This window comes from Geomicrobium sp. JCM 19038, assembly GCF_000698125.1.
In the GTDB taxonomy this organism is placed as follows: domain Bacteria; phylum Bacillota; class Bacilli; order Bacillales; family Marinococcaceae; genus Geomicrobium_A.
This window is the reverse complement of record NZ_BAXA01000025.1, coordinates 1-18,014: the sequence shown is the minus strand read 5'-3', so window position 1 is coordinate 18,014 and position 18,014 is coordinate 1. Positions and strand designations below refer to the sequence as shown.

Genomic DNA, 18,014 nt, shown 5'->3' with positions numbered 1-18,014 from the left:
AAACCCAGCAGTGTTTAACTGCTGGGTTCTTTTTGTCTGATTAGCGATTCAATAAGCTTCCAACGTATTTCAACAGTTCATTCGCTGAAGTCGTATTGTAGCCGTGCTCATCCACGAGCCTTGCAATGACTTCATTGATCTTTTTCAGCTGAGATTCATCTGGTGTACTTACCGACGTCGTAATTTTAACGACATCTTTCAGGTCAGCAAATAGTTTCTTTTGAATCGCTTCTCGTAAACGTTCATGAGAATTGTAATCGAATTTATGACCTTTTCTTGCATACGCAGAGATTCGAATTAAAATCTCTTCTCGGAACGCTTTTTTCGCATTCTCGGAGATGCCAATCTGCTCCTCAATCGAACGCATTAGCTTTTCATCTGCACTTAATTCATCACCTGTAATCGGGTCATACAGCTTCTGGTTGTTGCAAAACGCTTCGACGTTATCCAAGTAGTTGTTCAACATCGTTTTAGCCGACTCTTCGTATGAATACACGAAAGCTTTTTGAACTTCTTGTTTTGCGATTTCATCGTACTCTTTTCTTGCAACAGAAATAAAATCTTGATACCGTTCGCGGTCATCTTTTGAGATTGAAGCATGTTGGCTAAGACCATCTTTTAATGCTCGCAGCACGTCGAGTGCGTTAATTGATTTTGAGTTTTTGCGAATAATTGCCGAAGAGATCCGGTTAATGACATAACGAGGGTCAATCCCAGTCATCCCTTCATCTTGATGTTCTTTACGAAGCTCTATGACATCTTGTTCTTTAAAGCCTTCAACGACCTGACCATCGTACAATTTCATCTTCTTAACGAGGTCAATTCCTTGATGCTTCGAATCTTTTAGACGAGTTAAAACCGTAAAGATGGCCGCTGTTTTTAACGCATGAGGTGCGATGTGAACATGGGCCATATCACTTTCACGAATCATCTTCTCGTATATTCTCTCTTCTTCCGTCACTTTCAAGTTATACGGAACATTCATAACGATAATTCTCGAATGTAACGCTTCATTTTTCTTGTTGTTTATAAACGTACGATACTCCGCTTCATTTGTATGTGCGACAATGAGCTCATCGGCCGAAATGAGCGCAAAACGTCCCGCTTTGAAATTCCCCTCTTGCGTGAGCGACAATAGGTGCCATAAGAACTTCTCGTCACACTTTAACATTTCTTGAAATTCCATGAGTCCACGGTTGGCTTTGTTTAGTTCTCCATCAAAACGATACGCACGAGGGTCGGACTCTGAACCGTATTCTGCAATAGTTGAGAAATCAATGCTTCCCGTTAAATCCGCAATATCTTGTGATTTTGGATCAGAAGGACTAAATGTACCAATTCCAGTACGCTTATCTTCAGAAAAGAAAATCCGCTCTACCATAACATCTTCCACACGGTTATCGTACTCTTCCTCAAGTCTCATCGTATTAAGTGGAGATAACGCCCCTTCAATACGGATGCCATAATCGCCAAAGAAATCTTCTCGTAAATGGTGAGGAATTAAGTGTAACGGATCTTCTTGCATCGGACAGCCTTTAATCGCATAGACCGCCCCTTCATCGGTATACGAAAACTGCTCCAACCCGCGCTTCAACATATTTACTAATGTTGATTTACCGCCACTAACAGGCCCCATCAGAAGCAAAATCCGCTTTCTAACATCTAACCTTCTAGCTGCGGAATGAAAATACTCTTCTACGAGACGCTCAATAGAATCCTCAACGCCAAAGATCGAATTGTTGAAAAAATTATACGCTTTCGATCCATCCTCATTTTCTTCAATTCCATGACTTTTAATCATATTGTACATTCTCGAATGTGCTGTTTGCGCAACTTCTGGTCGCTCTTTAAGGATCTCCAAATATTCTCTGAACGTTCCTTCCCATTTTAACTTTTCATGTTCATGACGGTAATCCTTCATTTTAGATAGTATATCCACCGAATGGCCTCCCTTTTTCGGATCGTTATATGTTCTGACTCACCCCGACAGCCTGTTTAGGAATAACAACAATGAAAAAGAAGCGCAAACCGCCTTTCGGCTCCGCTCATCCCCATGTGTTTTTTATTCTATGCAGCCACCTAGATGAAGATAACCTTAGGAAAGGAAACAATCCGTCCATAAAAAAAGACCACCGTCTAAGACGATGACCTCTTGATTTTACGTATGAAAAACAACGTCAAACGAACGTAAGTTGCTCGCAGTTGTTGGAGGTTTCTCTTGGCTTTGCGATTGTTGCCCACGATGTGCATGCTTAAACGCGTCACTGTTTAGCCAGTTTTCATAATCTGATTTTGCTTCCCATTTCGTAAAAACGATAAAGCTTACATCTTCTTTTTCACTTTCTAAGAAAAGGAATTCTAAGCAACCCGGTACATCATTCATACGATCTTTACTCTTCTCAAAACGTGCTTTCACGTGTTCATGTTGATCTTCATTTACATTTAATTCATTCATTACAACGTACATTGCATAACTCCTCCTTTTTAATCACCATTCCTTTTTAGTATAGGGGAATGGCGATTCACTGACAAACATGTACATAAAAACAATTATTCGCTATAATAATACTATCTAGTATGTGTCCAAAGTGATGCTAGGTCTCATCTACTTTGAATCGAATGACTGTTAAGGGAGGCAACTACTTAGATGCGCTTATTTTTACTATTAACTGTCTGCGCGGCGTTCATCACTGCTATTATGACTGCTGGCAAAAACTCAAAACCTCATCAACAATAAGACAACAACAAACCCCTGTGGAAGATCCACAGGGGTTTGTTCATTAGTTAACTGCTGGAAAGCCTCGTTGACGTAGTGCCTCATAAATAATAATCGCTGCAGCATTTGAAAGGTTCAACGAACGAATAAGGTCATTTTGTGGTAAACGAATGCATTGATTAGGATACTCCGTTGCCACCCATTCAGGTAGCCCTTTCGTTTCTTTTCCAAAGACGAAATAAACATCCTCTGAAACATCACTATAATCAAAGTTCGTATACAAATCGCTACCGGTCGTCTCTACGAAGAATACACGATCATTCTTTCTTAAGGCTAAAAACGCTTCTAAAGAATCGTGATACGTAATATTAACACTCGGCCAATAATCACAGCCTGCTCGCTTTAACATTCGGTCTTCTGTCGAAAAACCTAGCGGGTGAATTAAGTGTAGAGCTGTTCCCGTACCTGCGCACGTTCGTGCAATATTTCCTGTGTTTGCTGGAATTTCTGGTTCATGTAATACAATATGCAAAGCCATCTTGTTGACTCCTCTTCGATAATGTTCCATCACACAGTATAGCACAAACTTACGTTACGAAAACTGATCATGGATCGCAAAAAACTTATACTTAATGTTCTCTGTCCAGGCTGTAGAATCTTCGTACTTCCAAAACCGATTGCGACTATTCGCGGTTTGAGCATTAACGAGGGGTTGGCGTTCATTGTCTTTTCGAACGACAATTGCATTATGATCCCATCTTCCACTGCCATCAAAGTCATAACAAACAATGTCACCAGGTCGTAACTCTTCGGCCCGTTCAACTTCTTTAGCCGTTAAGCCTTTTGTTGAGCCACTTAAATACCACCGTAATGAATGGGCAACCGCCCACGAGTAACTCCAGTTTTCTCCTCTCCACCACCACCCTTGGTCACGAACCGGGACCCCATGCATCGGCGCACCACGCATGTAAACATTGGGAGATAAAATTCGTACAGTTGTCTGTAAACTCGGGATAATCAGGATTATAGTCATTCCACCAACGTTCAGCGTATTGTACAGCTTTTAGGCGGTTGTAAGTACCGGTACGATCGAGAATTTGTCGTTTATGTTCGCTCCGTCCTTGCTTTCTAACATCGACTGTGAGATTTCGTTGTTTTTCTTGATCACTCATTATTTTGTTATGCTTTAAAATAATTTGCCGGATTTCATTCATTTCTTCTAAATAAAAATCCTCACCGAAACGAAACAGTTTACTCACGTTTAATAAATAATCAATCTGAGAATCGTGACCTGTCGTAATAATTTTATAAGGAGTGGCATCAACATGTACTTTCACGAGCTTGGCTTTGCGCGTTTGTTTTTTAATTCGTTGCGTTACTTTTTTTTCTTCTGGAGTCAGTAGTTTCACATCAACTCCTTTTGCTTTCCACTCTGCCAACTGCTGAAAATGCGCCGCAAGTCGCTTTTTTACTAACTTATTCATCCTGAACGCTCCTTCCCCATTACTTATAATGTATGCGAACAATTTGCAGTTCAAGATAAAAAAACTTCCGAAAAGTCCGTTGCCCTATTTGAACATCTCACTCAGTTCTTCAGACAACGCCCTTAACGGAAGTTTCACGTTAACGCTTCTTCAATTTCTTTGATTACGTCTAGATCTTCTTCTTTTTGTAACGCTTGCTGCATCGCAAGTTCATTATCGTCGCCACCAATTTCACCAAGTGCCCATGCTGCAGTGCCACGAATGACCGGTCTTGCGTCATCGGTTAGTAATTGCCTTAGCGTCTCACTCGCTGATTCTTCTTTAAAATGACCAAGTGCTAAAATTGCGTTACGCTGAATTGGTTTCTTCCCTCTCCATGAACCGGCCATATCCCCATACTTCTCTTTAAATTGTCGATTGGAAAGCGATAATAAAGGTAACAACTCTGGTTTAACTTTCTCAGGGTCTGGTTCAAACTCCGGTTGATACTCCTCACCTTTGCCTTTGTTAATTGGACAAACGACTTGGCACGTATCACAACCGTATAAGCGATTACCGATTTTCTTACGATATTGTTTTGGAATGAAGTCCTTTTTCTGCGTTAAAAATGCAATGCACTTTTGTGCATCAAGTTGTCCACCTTGAATGAGCGCACCTGTAGGACAGCTTTCTACACATTTGTTGCACGTTCCACAACCTTCTTCAATTGGTGTGTCAGGCTCAAACGCAATCGTCGTAATCATTTCCCCGAGATAAACGTATGAACCATATTCAGGCGTGATAATCATACAATTCTTTCCACTAAATCCTATACCCGCTCGTTCTGCTACAGCTCGGTCAGATAATGCTCCGGTATCGACCATCGACGCTGTCTTCGCATCAGGGACCTTGCTTTCAATGAATTCTTGTAGTTTTTGCAAACGATCATTTAGAACATGATGATAATCAGCACCCCAAGAAGCACGACAGAATAACCCTCTGCGCTTTCCTTTAACGCCTTTGGGAGGGTTTTTCAACTTGGATGGGTAACTTAGTGCAATGGCTATAATTGATTTCGCATAAGGCAGCAACCGTTCAGGTTCAGTTCGTAAATCAATGTCGGATTCTTCAAACCCAGATGCATAGCCTAGTCGTTGCTGTTCCCTTAAGCGTTCTTTTAATGTTAAGAAAGGATCCGCACTAGCAAAACCAATTTTATCAATTCCGATCGTTTTGCTATATGCGATAATCTCTTGTTTTAATTCCTCATTCATTTCGAGCGTTCCTTTCAATTATGCTAAAATGAACGTGAGAAGGAGGTTACGATGAACTTTCATTTATCTGAACAACTCATTCAACACGTTCCATCGTTTAAAGTCGGTCTCATTCAATATGAGAATATTGTCGTTAGTAACATTCCTGATCAACTTGCGAGTCGAATTGAACTTCATCGTCACACCGTTGAGTTGGACTTGTTAGATCAACCTGTTACATATTATGAAGGCGTTCGAGAGTGGAGGCAAGTGTTTAAAGCGATTGGTGTCGATCCAGGGAAATATCGACCGTCACACGAAGCTCTATTTCGAAGAATTAAAGCGAAAAAGCCGCTTCCTGAAATATCCTCAGCGGTAAGTCTAAATAACTTTTTCTCTTTGCAATATGAACTTCCACTCGGGCTTTATAACATGGAAAATATACATGGAGATGTTACGGTCACCCTCGGTACATCTAATGAATCGTTTGAAGGGCTAAATGGCAGAGTAAATTCTGCACAACGTAAGCTCATCACAAAAGATGCAAACGGTCCATTCGGTAGCCCGGTTGTCGATAGTGTCCGAACGGCTATAGATCATGGAACGACAAACGGACTACACGTGTTATACATTCCTCCGAGCAAAAGCGAAGATGAAGCGATTACGTTTACGAAGCATATCGGTGACTTGTTTACACAAGTTCATGGTGGACAAGTTAAAACGGCTGTTCTACATCGTGAACAACCGCTAGCACAATTCATTTAGTTTCGGTTCGAATAACCAAGTTCCTTAAAAATCGAAAAGACACCATAACCAATGCCTAGTACGCCTACTAAGATTGCTACAACAAAGATCGTTAAATTCAAAGCTCACACCCCTTTGACTTTATTATTTGATAAGAAAGGATTTTTTACACGCAATGTCTTTAAAAACATTTGAGAACATCACGATGGGAATTATGATCGTATTGCTCATCCTTGCGATGACCGGTGCGGTGACAGGAACAATCATTTACGTTTTAATCGGAGTGGCCATTGTCATTATAATGATCAACCTCGTCTGGAGAGTTAAAGATTACAAAAAACGCCGGGCAAAGTTAGTGAAAGAATTAGAAGAAGAAGAAGCAAGTCGACAAAAAAGAAACAGCCCTGATTCCAACTAACATGGAACCGGGCTGTTATCCTTATATAATGCTTTACACGATAAAAATTAATATTGATATGAAATAAGGCTTGTCATATACGTTAACGGCGTGCTATTATATAACTTGTCAGAGCGAACAGATCAATACATAATCATGGCGATGTGGCGGAATTGGCAGACGCGCGCGACTCAAAATCGCGTTTCTTCGGAAGTGTGGGTTCGACTCCCACCATCGCCACCAATTATTATAGTAACTAGACGATAAGTTCGACTAGTCAGTACTCGTACAGTTCGATCGTTTTTCAAGAAACGAATCGCTAGACGAGTTTTTTTATGTCTAAATTACCGAGATCTAAAGGTAGGAATGCGGCGATGACCTTAACATTTTCTTTTGAAGTCGATGAACAGAATAACCGCTATATCGTGGTTTATAACAGTGGAGAACTCGTTAGTAAGCTTAGGTTGACTCTTATTGGCCCAAATGGAATGTATCCTTCACTAAACAATTTCATTTCTCAACAACGAGCGTTGTTTTTAGAACAAGCAGAAGGAATTCCTCACAAGATCTTTATTGAAGAACCTGTCCAACATGAATTAGATCATGAATAGGAGTAGATGAAAAAAAGCGCGGTTGGTGGCAAAATGCCCCTCCGCGCTTTTTCTCAATCTGCTTCATATTCTGCTAATCGAATGGCAATGTCGTTTTCAACCGCTGCTGGCGAACTTCCGATATAATTATTCATAATAATCGAGAAGATCCACTCTTCACCATCAGCGTCCGTCACATACCCAGATAACGATGATTTACTCGTAAGACTTCCTGTCTTGGCTGCTACATTGCTTGCCGCTGCTGTATCAGCCATTCGTGTACGAAGTGTTCCCCCTACATAATGATCACTTTCTGCTGCAACCGGTAATGAGCCGTAAAAGATGTCAAACCACTCTTCATCTTGAGCATGTAAAAGAAATTGTGTCATTTCTTCCGTCGGAATCGCATTTAAGTGTGACATACCAGAGCCGTCTCGAAGTTGAACAACATTCGTATTCACATCTGCAGATTCTAAATACGCTTCAACAACGTCCAGTCCTTTATCCCAACTTCCCTCTCCATGAACTTCTTGGCCGAGCGCTTTCGTTAAATGCTCAGAATGACTGTTTTGACTAAACTTCATATACGGAATCATCAGTTCTTCGAGTGTCATTGATTCGTGAATAAATAACGCTTCTGCATCTTCTGGGGTTTCACCTAAGACAACATCGCCATTGACTCGAACTCGGGCATCTTTAAGACCTTCTGCAAACAGGTCAACCGCTAGGTTGGTTGGCTCCCAAATCGAAACGTATTGATTAAAGGAGTCGCCTCCTACTGGAATTGTGCCTTTAAAGAAAATATCGTTCGTTCCATGATCTCTTCCCCAACCAGCTAACTCACGGTCTCCGTCTTCTTCAACCGTGATCATCTGATTGTCGATCGAATAATAGTCAGATTCTGGCGTTACCTTGATTTCGGCCTCATCACCAGGCTCCTCACCAGGGTGAACTTCGACATAGACCGAGGCCGTATTATAACGATCTAATGCGACATCTGAAATAAGCGCGGCATCAGGGGCAAAGCTTAAAGCGGACACTTGAGCCCCGACTTGTCCTCGTTGATTCGCCCAAGAGAGGTCTAAAGATAGCCTTGTATCATCAAAGTAAGTATCGTCTGCGATAATGTCTCCTTGGACCATGCGAATACCTTGATTATGTAATTCTTTAGCTAATTGATCAAAGTCAGAAGCGAGTAACGTCGGATCGCCTCCGCCTTTTAAGTAAATATTACCGTGTAGTATGCTTCCGCGTGTATAGCCGTCCGTGTAAACTCCTGTCTCAAATGTAAACTCTGGCCCTAAAACGTCTAACGCTGTGGCACCAACAAGAAGCTTTTGACCGGAAGCTGGCGCGAGGCTAATATCGCTATTATAACTAAATAGCTCTTCACCTGTTTCACTATGACGAACGTGGACTCCTGGCAAAGCACTTTGCAATTGTTCTGTATCCAAAATCTCCAATAAATCATTCCGAAGTTCTATTTTCGCAGTCGCCTCTTCTTCCCCTTGCAGTTCCGATGATAGACCTAGTTGCAACGTTCCACCAACAATTAACGTTAATAATCCTATTTTTGTTATGTGTGAAGTTCTCATACATGACCTCCATTGCAATTTTTATTAGTATATCACTTTTTTCTGAATAATTAATATTCATCGTTGCTTTTACTACCATCATCTATATAAGTAGCGAAAATAGACCTACGAAAACCATACGCTATTTCCATAAATATTGACGCTCAATTGTTTCGCGCCCTACCCAAGAGTTTTAGAATCTCTGCATACAACCAGACAATCGTCAGTATCAAACTAAATGCTGAGAACCATTCCATATACCTTGCTGCTTTAATTTCAATCCCACGTCGGATGACATCAAAGTCAACGAGCAAATGCAAACTTGCTACAACAACGATAACAATGCTAAAAAGCCACCCTCTAGCACCATCATCAAATACGAGAGAATACTGCTCAGGTAAGATTGGTAGTGCCTCAACTACATAAACCAAAAAGATCGCTGTAGTCATAGATAAAATGCCGAGTATAAAGTTGTACGAAGGCTTATAAAAGCTATAAATCACAAACATCATGAAAACGACAGCAAACGTTAGCGCAACGGATTGAATGATGATTCCTTGAAAGTTTTCTTCGTAATAAATCGATACGCTACCGATAATCATTCCTTCTAGGACTGCATAAATCGGTGTCGTGATCGCAGAGAAACGGGGATTTTTAAGTGTGTACATGATTACAATAAAAGCAAGCATGCCTGCCAAAATTCCAAGCCAAAATAAATCTCTTCCATATTCATAATATTGAATAAGCATAAACGATGCAGATGAAACAACGAGTGCAAGCAAGAAAAAGGTCTTTACAATCGTACCCGATAATCGCATCGATTTCTTTTCGTTGATATGATCTTCAAAGAAGTCAAAATTAAAATCTGAATTCGCTCGCTTCTCTTTCCACGGCTTATAACTAAAGACGTGAACAACATAAAAGCGTAGAATTCTACTGAATTGATACTGATGATCAGAAAGGTCTGATTCAAACTTTATATCCAGGCTATTTTGTTCTTTCTCTTCAATTTGACTTACATACCATTCGCCTTCCGCTCGCCTTAACGTTAACAATACAAATAATTTTTTATTACGAATTCCTTCGTTAAGCCACGAACTAAAAAAGGATTGATTTTTTTCTTCTTCCGTTTTTTCTCTCTTCCCTTTAACAACAACAAAGGCTTGCACCACGGTATTATCAGGGTCTTTCTCATACTGAAATGTTGAAAACTCCATACGATCATATTCGAGTATTTCATAACCTTTTTTAAAGGTAATATAGTTCTCTTCGATATGTTCTTTACAAAATAAGAACAAGTGATGCTTTGAGAACGACTGATCTGCTGTACCCATTTGTTGCAATGTTTTTTGTATCTTTACTTTTCGATACCAATCCCTTAACCCTTGAACGATAAAAACAAAACAAGTAATCAAGATAATGGCGGTAAAAATATACATTAAAATAATCACAATAACACCTACAATTTGTTAAGACGTTGCTATACTTAACGAACTTGACCATAAAAATTTTCAAACGAATCACAAAGAAACAGCCACAAGACAGATGGCTGTTTCGGTACTTATTCCTGACTCAATGTACTTACTGCTTCAAATAAGACATTCACACCTGTGATACAATCTTTAGGCGAAGTATACTCGTCTTCAGAATGGCTTTTGCCGCGTAAACTCGGAACAAAAATCATCGCAGTAGGCATCATCGACGCAATAAACTGTGCGTCGTGCCCAGCCCCACTCACCATTCGTCGATGCGTTGTGCCCAATTGTTTACTCGCTTCTTCAACCACATTAACGACTGCAGAATCAAACCAGACCGTATCTCTCTGCCACAACCGCTTTGGTTCAATACGGTTACGTTCTTTGAAAGAGCAAATGATCTGCTCCACTTCTGAAATGACGTCTTCATCTTGGTGCCTTGCTTCAAGACTAAATACGATACGATTTGGTATCACTGTATGGATGTTCGGCGATGCATCTATACGCCCGATTGTATAGACGAGACGTTTATCTAACTGATCCAATCGATTTCTTAGCGATTGAATCGTATCGACCGCTGTAAACAATGCGTCATCTCGCATCGCCATCGGCGTTGTTCCTGCGTGATTGGAATCCCCTAGAACTTCAATCTCATAACAGACCATGCCGACAACACATTCTACCGCACCGATTGTTATTTCTTCTTGCTCTAGAACCGGACCTTGCTCGATGTGCAGTTCTAAAAATGCTTTGCCGTTCGTTAAGCGCTCGTCTTTCTTGCCTTCATAACCACTTTCCTTTAACGCTTCCAGAAAGGTAATTCCCTTTTGATCAGGTTTCTCGTACATTTCATCTTGATTGAACTTACCTGATAAGACCCCTGAACTCATCATCGAAGGTTCAAAGCGAGCACCTTCTTCATTCGTAAAGTTCACGAGAATAATCGGTCGCTTCGGTTGGATCGAATAGTCAATCATCGTACGGATGACTTCAAGCGCAGCGATCACACCGAGCGCCCCGTCATACCGGCCTCCTTTTTTGACACTATCCAAATGAGAACCAACATAGACAGGATCTGCTTTAGAGTCACTTCCTTCAAATCGTGCATAAAGGTTGCCTAGGTCGTCCTTGGTTACGTGTAATCCTAACGCCTCGCAACACTCGACCAAATAATTACGAGCACGAACATCTTCAGCACTTAATGCGAGGCGAGTTACCCCGTTATTGTAAGTTCTGCCAAAATCCGCAAACCTCTCGATTGTTTCTTCAAGCCGTTTGCCGTTAATTGCTATTTTTTGATTTTGCATAGACTGCTCCTTAAGAGATCATCTTTGTCGAAAAATACTTCCTTGCATTGGCATTTAGAAAATTAACGACTTCTGTTACTTCACCTAAACGAAACGTCACGAATGCACCATCAAGATTCTCTTCTACGTGCTCAATCGTATAGCCACGATCAAATAGCTCGTCAATCCGATGCTTTTCTTTCACATAATCTTCATGTTCATTCATCACTTTCACTCCTTTTATAAGGAACTATCGTTGCGCGACTTTCGATTCTAACTGATGACCATACTTCGCTCGCTTAATGTACTCTCCTTGGCCTTTGTGACCGACATATTGATCGTTTTCAACAATAACCTGTCCACGTAAGAGAACCGTCTCCGCTTTCCCACTTACTTCTAATCCTTCAAACGCATTATAATCAACCGCTAAATGATGCGTTTTTTGAGAGAGCGTTCGCGTCACATCCGGATTAAAAATAACAAGATCAGCATCTGCACCGGCTACAATCGTTCCTTTTTTCGGATGCAATCCGAATAACTTGGCAGCGCGAGTTGATGTTAACTCAACAAACTGATTGAGTGTAATTCGACCTTTACACACTCCTTCTGAATAAAGAATCGACATACGATCTTCAATCGTCGGGCCTCCGTTTGGAATCTTTGTGAAATCGTCTTTGCCTAAATCTTTTTGACCATTAAAGTCAAATGAACATTGATCCGATCCAAGCGTTTGCAAAGAGCCAGTTCTTAATGCATTCCAGAGTGACTCTTGATGTTGTTTTTCACGAAGCGGTGGTGACCAGACGTATTTTGCGCCTTCGAAATCTGGTTGGTCCATAATGCTTTGGTCGAGCACTAAATATTGAGGACACGTTTCCCCCCAAACGTCAGCACCTTTTTTCCTTGCTTCTTCAATCTGTTTGACTGCTTCTTCACAAGTCACATGAACGACGTAAAGTTGTGAATCTGCCAGCGCGGTTAATTGACTTGCTCTTCCTGTTGCTTCTCCTTCTGCCTCTGGGGGTCTTGTGAGTGCATGATAGATCGGTGCGGTTTGATCGTTTTGAAGTGCTTTTTTCGTTAAATAATCAATCACATCACCGTTTTCTGCATGAACCATCACAAGTGCTCCGAGTTCCTTAGCTTTAATTAACGTTTGGAACAAGGTTGCATCGTCTGCTTGGAAGACATTTTTGTATGCCATGAATACTTTAAATGACGTAATTCCTTCTTGCTCAATGACTTGCGGTAGTTCCTTAAGAACATGATCATTCATCTCACCGATCATTAAATGAAAACTATAATCGATTGCTGCTTTATCTTTGGATTTGTTATGCCACACTTCAATCGCATCCGACAACGGTTTGCTTTTTTCAGTCAAACAAAAATCAATGATTGTCGTCGTCCCACCAAACGCCGCAGCTACTGTTCCCGTTTCGAAATCATCTTTCGTGACTGTACCTCCAAACGGCATATCAAGGTGAGTATGAGGGTCAATCCCACCTGGGAAGATATAACGTCCAGAAGCATCAATAACCTCTGCTCCCTCTGTACTTAATCCGAGTCCGACCGCTTCAATCTTGTCATCAACAATTTTTATGTCTGCTTGAAATGTATCAGTAGCTGTGACAACAGTTCCGTTTTTTATAATTTTCATATCAGAATTCCTTTCTGGTTATGACGATTTTGAAGCAGTTAATGACGTGATCACACGTTCACGTTCATTCCAACTCATCGGTGGACGGTCATTTAGTTTCTCGACCATATTAATGGCTCCATCAACTGGACAGACGATCGAGCAAAGGTTACAACCGACGCACTCTTCTTCGCGAACACGTAAGATCGGATTTCCATCTTCATCTTTTAACATATCAATACATTGATGAGCTGTATCTTCACAAGCAATGTGGCATTTGTTGCAATTGATACACACATCATTATTAATCTCAGCAACAATTTGATGATTTAAATTCAAATCGCCCCAATTCGAATATCTTTTAACCGATTGGCCAGTCAGCTCGCTAACGGAAGATAAGCCTTTTTCATCCAAATAAAGACTAAGCCCTTCAATCATGTCCTCAACGATGCGAAATCCGTGGTGCATCGCTTGTGTACACACTTGGACACCTGAGGCCCCCATTAGCATAAATTCGACAGCGTCTTGCCAATTTGAAATGCCTCCAATACCAGATATCGGTACATTCACATTTTCATTGCGAGCACATTCTGCAACCATATTCAACGCGATTGGTTTGACTGCTGGACCACAATATCCACCATGAGCCCTTTGCCATCAACATTCGGGATCGTGTTCCACGTATGAATATCAACACCTGCAAGACTATTAATCGTATTGATTAGGCTAATTGAATCAGCGCCGCCACGGACTGCGGCTTCTGCTGTCGCCGTAATGTCTGTGATGTTCGGTGTTAACTTCACAATCACTGGTGTAGTTGCTACTTCTTTCACCCAATATGTTTGCTTTTCAACAAGTTCAGGCACTTGTCCTGATGCTGAACCCATCCCACGTTCTGCCATACCGTGCGGACAACCGAAGTTTAACTCTAGACCATCAACACCGACTTGCTCCACACGTTTAACAAGTTCATGCCATCGCTCACGTTTTGGCTCCATCATTAACGAAGCGATTATTGCATGATCTGGAAAACGTTTCTTCGTTTCATAAATTTCTTTCAAGTTCACTTCTAGAGGGCGATCAGTGATCAGCTCAATATTATTAAACCCTGCCACTCGTTGCCCATTGTATGAAACTGCCGCAAATCGTGAAGTCGTATTAATAATTGGGTCGCCTAATGTTTTCCAGACAGCACCTCCCCATCCAGCTTCAAACGCACGCTGTACTTGATAACCTGAGTTTGTCGGAGGTGCACTTGCAAGCCAAAATGGATTCGGTGACGTAATCCCACCTACATTCGTCATTAAATCTGCCATCGTAAACCTCCTCTATGCAAAAGTACGAGCTTGACCTTGTAAGTGTTCATGAATGCGATAGGCAGTTTGTTTCCCTTGTTCTGCTGCCGTTACAACCATCGCCTCACCATGACCTTCTCCAAATGTGACATCACCACACGCGTAGACATTTTCTAATGAAGTACTAAATCGCCCTTCTTCCACACGCACAACACCATTAACGTGATCAACACCAATCTCATTTAACAAGTCTATATAACGATCCTGGCCAATTGCTTTAATAACAAAATCAACCTTAATCGTAAAATTAGACCCTTCAATTGGTTGAACTCGTCTTCTACCGTCTTCACCAGGTTCTTGCAATTCCATTTTCATACATTCAATGCTAGCGACTTTCCCTTCATCGTTTCCATGAATGTGTACAGGCATCGTTAACCAACGAAACTCTACACCATCTTGCTTTGCAAATTCATATTCAAAGTCATATGCTGTCATCTCTTCACTCGTACGTCGATACAAGATTTGAACTTGTTCGGCTCCTAGCCTTACAGCACACGTCGCTCCATCAATTGCTGTGTTCCCTGCTCCGATTACGACCCTCGTTTACCTACTAGCGGTTCAGGAAGATCATCCTTTTTCGTTGATTTTACGAGTTGAATTGCATCATGTACGCCTTCTAACGTTTCGCCATAAAGATGAAGATTTGGAACTTCGCCCATACCAATCGCTAATACGATTGAATCATGCTTGGACTGAATTTCATTAAACGAGACATCCTCACCAACTTTGCAATTCGTCTGAATGTCTACACCAAGCTGTTCGACTTGTTCCACTTCCCAACGAGAAACAGCTTTTGGAAGTCGGAACGAAACGATGCCATACGTATCAAGCCCACCAGCTTCTTCATTCGCTTCATAGATGGTTACTGCGTACCCTTGCACTGCTAACTCTCTTGCACAAGATAAACCAGCAGGGCCACCGCCGATAATACCTATAGAGCGGTCAATCGGTCTTCCTCGTTTAAACAATACTTTTTCATTGTGTTTCGCCCAGTCAGTCGCATATCGTTGTAATTTGCCAATCATAATAGGTGTTGTTGAATGATTAAGAACACAAGCACCCTCACATAATTCTTCGGTAGGACATACTCTTGCACAGCTTGCTCCTACTGGATTTGCTTCCATAATTGTTCGTGCGGAACCGTACACATTGTCAGATGAGATCTTTTGAATAAACGAGGGTATATCGATGCCTGTCGGACATGCTGTGATGCATGGTGCATCATAACAATACAAACAACGATTGGACTCCTCTACAGCTTCTTGCTTTGATAAAGCTTGTTCCACTTCGTCAAAGTTCTCTTTTAAACGATCCAACACATTCAAACGAAAGCCCTCCTTCATGAATGAAGTAAGATTAAATGACATTATTACTAATATTCCAATTATTTAATCAAAAGAGTATGAGCTCTATTGTATCGAATTTGCGAGCAATATGCACCTGACAGATTGTACAATTTTAAGAGCAAGTTCTATACAAAATGCCAAAAAAAGGTAACCTAGAATCGTTACCTTCTTCTCACTTTATTGACCTGTAGATCCAAATCCGCCACTGCCACGACTTGTACTACTTAAATCGTCTGCCTCCATGAAGTTTGCTTGTGGTACTTCTTGTAACACACCTTGCGCAATGCGATCATGTTTAGCAATGACATAACTTCCTTTGTCATGTAATCCTTCAATTGCTTTGCCTGACGTATTATAGACCGAAGAAACTTCGCTTGAATGAAGATTATCCAATAGAATTCCTACTTCTCCCCGGTAATCTGCATCAATTGTTCCTGGACTATTTGAAATACGTAGTTTCGTTTTTTTTGACAATCCACTTCGTGGTCGTACTTGCATCTCGTACCCTTCAGGGATTTCAAAAGCGAGCCCACTACGAACTAATTTCGTCTCACCAGGGCGAATGACAACATCTTCAAGTGCATACAAATCAAACCCTGCAGCTGCTTGTGACTCATAGGTTGGAATTACAGCATCTTCATCAAGTTTCTTTACTCGCACATCAATTCTTTTCACTAGTATAACTCTCCTTTATAAAACAAAAACAGCCACATAAGTTGTGACTGTTTCAAAGTATGCTTTACGCGTTTGTTTTAAAAATGGTGCCGAGGGCCGGACTTGAACCGGCACGGTTGTTACCAACCGCAGGATTTTAAGTCCTGTGTGTCTGCCAATTCCACCACCCCGGCATTGGTTAAGGCAGAATTTCTCTTTGGAGGCGGCACCGGATTTGAACCGGGGCGTAAGGGTTTTGCAGACCCCTGCCTTACCACTTGGCTATGCCGCCATAATTTGGAGCGGGAGACGAGATTCGAACTCGCGACCCCCACCTTGGCAAGGTGGTGTTCTACCACTGAACTACTCCCGCATGAGAAATGGCTGGGCCAGCTGGATTCGAACCAGCGCATCACGGAATCAAAATCCGATGCCTTACCGCTTGGCTATGGCCCAATATGGGGCGGCTGATGAGAATCGAACTCACGAGTGCCGGAACCACAATCCGGTGCGTTAACCACTTCGCCACAGCCGCCATAGTAATCTCTAAGCTCCAATTTGTTATGGCAGGGGTAGTAGGAATCGAACCCACATCAAAGGTTTTGGAGACCTTCGTTTTACCATTAAACTATACCCCTATTAGTAAATGGTGGAGGGGGACGGATTCGAACCGCCGAACCCTGAGGGAGCGGATTTACAGTCCGCCGCGTTTAGCCACTTCGCTACCCCTCCATCTATGATGGTGCCGACCAGAGGACTTGAACCCCCAACCTACTGATTACAAGTCAGTTGCTCTACCAATTGAGCTAGATCGGCAACAAATGGTGGCTCGAGACGGAATCGAACCGCCGACACGTAGATTTTCAGTCTACTGCTCTACCAACTGAGCTATCGAGCCAAAACACTTTTTGAAATAATGGCGGGCCTGACGGGAATCGAACCCGCGATCTCCTGCGTGACAGGCAGGCATGTTAACCGCTACACCACAGGCCCACATTCGTAAATGTTTTACTTCATAGTAATTATGTATGTATCTTGATGCTTATCTTATTACTACTTCGACGTTGTATCGAGAGTAATTGGTTGCGGGAGGAGGATTTGAACCTCCGACCTCCGGGTTATGAGCCCGACGAGCTACCAGACTGCTCTATCCCGCGATATTGTTGGTGACCCGTGCGGGATTCGAACCCGCGTTACCGCCGTGAAAGGGCGGTGTCTTAACCCCTTGACCAACGGGCCAACTTAAGATTATTCTTGCATAATGTGTTATGGCGGAGAGCGAGGGATTCGAACCCTCGAGACGGTTAATGCCGCCTACACGATTTCCAATCGTGCTCCTTCGGCCACTCGGACAGCTCTCCAAGTATGGCTCCACAGGCAGGATTCGAACCAGCGACCTACCGGTTAACAGCCGGTTGCTCTACCACTGAGCTACTGTGGAATGTGTCTGTTGGCCTCATGGACAACATTATTTTACTCTAAAACCATCACGAATGCAAGTGTTTTTTTGTAAATAATCTTATGT

At 41.9% G+C, this 18,014-nt stretch carries 15 protein-coding genes, 15 tRNA genes and 2 pseudogenes; 4 read left to right on the top strand and 28 right to left on the bottom strand.

What is annotated here, in order from left to right; translation table 11 throughout:
- Positions 1 to 40 precede the first annotated feature (40 nt).
- The 6 genes from JCM19038_RS19595 to queG form a co-directional block, all read right to left on the bottom strand.
- Positions 41 to 1,939, bottom strand: coding sequence for a PrkA family serine protein kinase (locus JCM19038_RS19595; protein WP_042421093.1), 1,899 nt, complete (start codon positions 1,937 to 1,939; stop codon positions 41 to 43).
- A gap of 219 nt (positions 1,940 to 2,158) precedes the next feature.
- Positions 2,159 to 2,467 (bottom strand): antibiotic biosynthesis monooxygenase, encoded by a 309-nt coding sequence (locus JCM19038_RS19590; protein ID WP_042421090.1) that lies wholly within the window; start codon positions 2,465 to 2,467, stop codon positions 2,159 to 2,161.
- A gap of 313 nt (positions 2,468 to 2,780) precedes the next feature.
- Positions 2,781 to 3,254, bottom strand: coding sequence for a tRNA (uridine(34)/cytosine(34)/5-carboxymethylaminomethyluridine(34)-2'-O)-methyltransferase TrmL (gene trmL, locus JCM19038_RS19585; protein ID WP_042421087.1), 474 nt, complete (start codon positions 3,252 to 3,254; stop codon positions 2,781 to 2,783).
- A gap of 54 nt (positions 3,255 to 3,308) precedes the next feature.
- Positions 3,309 to 3,668, bottom strand: a complete 360-nt coding sequence (locus JCM19038_RS25640) for an amidase domain-containing protein (protein WP_052362036.1) — start codon at positions 3,666 to 3,668, stop codon at positions 3,309 to 3,311.
- Positions 3,646 to 4,200, bottom strand: coding sequence for an amidase domain-containing protein (locus JCM19038_RS25635; RefSeq protein ID WP_052362034.1), 555 nt, complete (start codon positions 4,198 to 4,200; stop codon positions 3,646 to 3,648). The genes JCM19038_RS25640 and JCM19038_RS25635 overlap by 23 nt, the downstream gene beginning before the upstream one ends.
- Before the next feature lie 134 nt (positions 4,201 to 4,334).
- Positions 4,335 to 5,453, bottom strand: coding sequence for a tRNA epoxyqueuosine(34) reductase QueG (gene queG / locus JCM19038_RS19575; RefSeq protein ID WP_042421084.1), 1,119 nt, complete (start codon positions 5,451 to 5,453; stop codon positions 4,335 to 4,337).
- A gap of 51 nt (positions 5,454 to 5,504) precedes the next feature.
- Between queG and JCM19038_RS19570 the strand changes: the two genes are divergently transcribed.
- From JCM19038_RS19570 to JCM19038_RS19555, 4 genes are all read left to right on the top strand, one after another.
- Entirely contained in the window at positions 5,505 to 6,197 is a 693-nt protein-coding gene (locus JCM19038_RS19570; protein ID WP_042421081.1) for a B3/4 domain-containing protein, read from the top strand.
- 154 nt (positions 6,198 to 6,351) lie between these two features.
- On the top strand, positions 6,352 to 6,594 hold the full coding sequence (locus JCM19038_RS19565; RefSeq protein ID WP_042421078.1) for a hypothetical protein: 243 nt from the start codon (positions 6,352 to 6,354) through the stop codon (positions 6,592 to 6,594).
- Positions 6,595 to 6,731: 137 nt separating this feature from the next.
- Positions 6,732 to 6,816, top strand: a tRNA-Leu gene (locus JCM19038_RS19560).
- A 92-nt stretch (positions 6,817 to 6,908) separates the two neighbouring features.
- The gene (locus tag JCM19038_RS19555; RefSeq protein WP_152549529.1) at positions 6,909 to 7,184 is read left to right on the top strand and encodes a hypothetical protein; all 276 of its coding nucleotides are present in this window, start codon (positions 6,909 to 6,911) and stop codon (positions 7,182 to 7,184) included.
- 53 nt (positions 7,185 to 7,237) lie between these two features.
- Here the strand turns inward: JCM19038_RS19555 and dacB are convergent, their stop codons facing one another.
- From dacB to JCM19038_RS19445, 22 genes and pseudogenes are all read right to left on the bottom strand, one after another.
- Complete coding sequence (gene dacB / locus JCM19038_RS19550) at positions 7,238 to 8,758, bottom strand: D-alanyl-D-alanine carboxypeptidase/D-alanyl-D-alanine-endopeptidase (RefSeq protein ID WP_042421072.1); 1,521 nt, start codon at positions 8,756 to 8,758, stop codon at positions 7,238 to 7,240.
- A gap of 143 nt (positions 8,759 to 8,901) precedes the next feature.
- A complete protein-coding gene (locus JCM19038_RS21415) occupies positions 8,902 to 10,188 on the bottom strand; it encodes a Bax inhibitor-1/YccA family protein (RefSeq protein ID WP_052362032.1) in 1,287 nt (428 codons plus the stop codon).
- Between the two features lie 110 nt (positions 10,189 to 10,298).
- A complete protein-coding gene (locus JCM19038_RS19540; RefSeq protein WP_042421069.1) occupies positions 10,299 to 11,519 on the bottom strand; it encodes a Zn-dependent hydrolase in 1,221 nt (406 codons plus the stop codon).
- A 10-nt stretch (positions 11,520 to 11,529) separates the two neighbouring features.
- Positions 11,530 to 11,724, bottom strand: a complete 195-nt coding sequence (locus tag JCM19038_RS19535) for a hypothetical protein (protein WP_042421066.1) — start codon at positions 11,722 to 11,724, stop codon at positions 11,530 to 11,532.
- A gap of 24 nt (positions 11,725 to 11,748) precedes the next feature.
- Positions 11,749 to 13,155, bottom strand: coding sequence for a dihydropyrimidinase (gene hydA / locus JCM19038_RS19530; RefSeq protein ID WP_042421062.1), 1,407 nt, complete (start codon positions 13,153 to 13,155; stop codon positions 11,749 to 11,751).
- A gap of 18 nt (positions 13,156 to 13,173) precedes the next feature.
- Positions 13,174 to 14,450 (bottom strand): annotated as a pseudogene (gene preA / locus JCM19038_RS19525) (NAD-dependent dihydropyrimidine dehydrogenase subunit PreA).
- A 12-nt stretch (positions 14,451 to 14,462) separates the two neighbouring features.
- A pseudogene (locus tag JCM19038_RS19520) lies at positions 14,463 to 15,832 on the bottom strand (NAD(P)-dependent oxidoreductase).
- Positions 15,833 to 16,012: 180 nt separating this feature from the next.
- On the bottom strand, positions 16,013 to 16,501 hold the full coding sequence (gene dut / locus JCM19038_RS19515; protein ID WP_042421142.1) for a dUTP diphosphatase: 489 nt from the start codon (positions 16,499 to 16,501) through the stop codon (positions 16,013 to 16,015).
- Positions 16,502 to 16,594: 93 nt separating this feature from the next.
- Positions 16,595 to 16,683: transfer RNA gene (locus JCM19038_RS19510), tRNA-Leu, on the bottom strand.
- A gap of 24 nt (positions 16,684 to 16,707) precedes the next feature.
- Positions 16,708 to 16,781, bottom strand: a tRNA-Cys gene (locus JCM19038_RS19505).
- Positions 16,782 to 16,787: 6 nt separating this feature from the next.
- Positions 16,788 to 16,862: transfer RNA gene (locus JCM19038_RS19500), tRNA-Gly, on the bottom strand.
- A gap of 8 nt (positions 16,863 to 16,870) precedes the next feature.
- A tRNA-Gln gene (locus tag JCM19038_RS19495) sits at positions 16,871 to 16,945 on the bottom strand.
- Positions 16,946 to 16,948: 3 nt separating this feature from the next.
- A tRNA-His gene (locus JCM19038_RS19490) sits at positions 16,949 to 17,024 on the bottom strand.
- A 29-nt stretch (positions 17,025 to 17,053) separates the two neighbouring features.
- Positions 17,054 to 17,127: transfer RNA gene (locus JCM19038_RS19485), tRNA-Trp, on the bottom strand.
- A gap of 9 nt (positions 17,128 to 17,136) precedes the next feature.
- Positions 17,137 to 17,221, bottom strand: a tRNA-Tyr gene (locus JCM19038_RS19480).
- Positions 17,222 to 17,229: 8 nt separating this feature from the next.
- Positions 17,230 to 17,305 (bottom strand) — tRNA-Thr (locus JCM19038_RS19475).
- 6 nt (positions 17,306 to 17,311) lie between these two features.
- Positions 17,312 to 17,387: transfer RNA gene (locus JCM19038_RS19470), tRNA-Phe, on the bottom strand.
- 19 nt (positions 17,388 to 17,406) lie between these two features.
- Positions 17,407 to 17,482: transfer RNA gene (locus JCM19038_RS19465), tRNA-Asp, on the bottom strand.
- 87 nt (positions 17,483 to 17,569) lie between these two features.
- Positions 17,570 to 17,646: transfer RNA gene (locus tag JCM19038_RS19460), tRNA-Met, on the bottom strand.
- Between the two features lie 7 nt (positions 17,647 to 17,653).
- A tRNA-Glu gene (locus JCM19038_RS19455) sits at positions 17,654 to 17,728 on the bottom strand.
- Positions 17,729 to 17,758: 30 nt separating this feature from the next.
- A tRNA-Ser gene (locus JCM19038_RS19450) sits at positions 17,759 to 17,850 on the bottom strand.
- A gap of 5 nt (positions 17,851 to 17,855) precedes the next feature.
- Positions 17,856 to 17,930: transfer RNA gene (locus JCM19038_RS19445), tRNA-Asn, on the bottom strand.
- Positions 17,931 to 18,014: the final 84 nt, after the last annotated feature.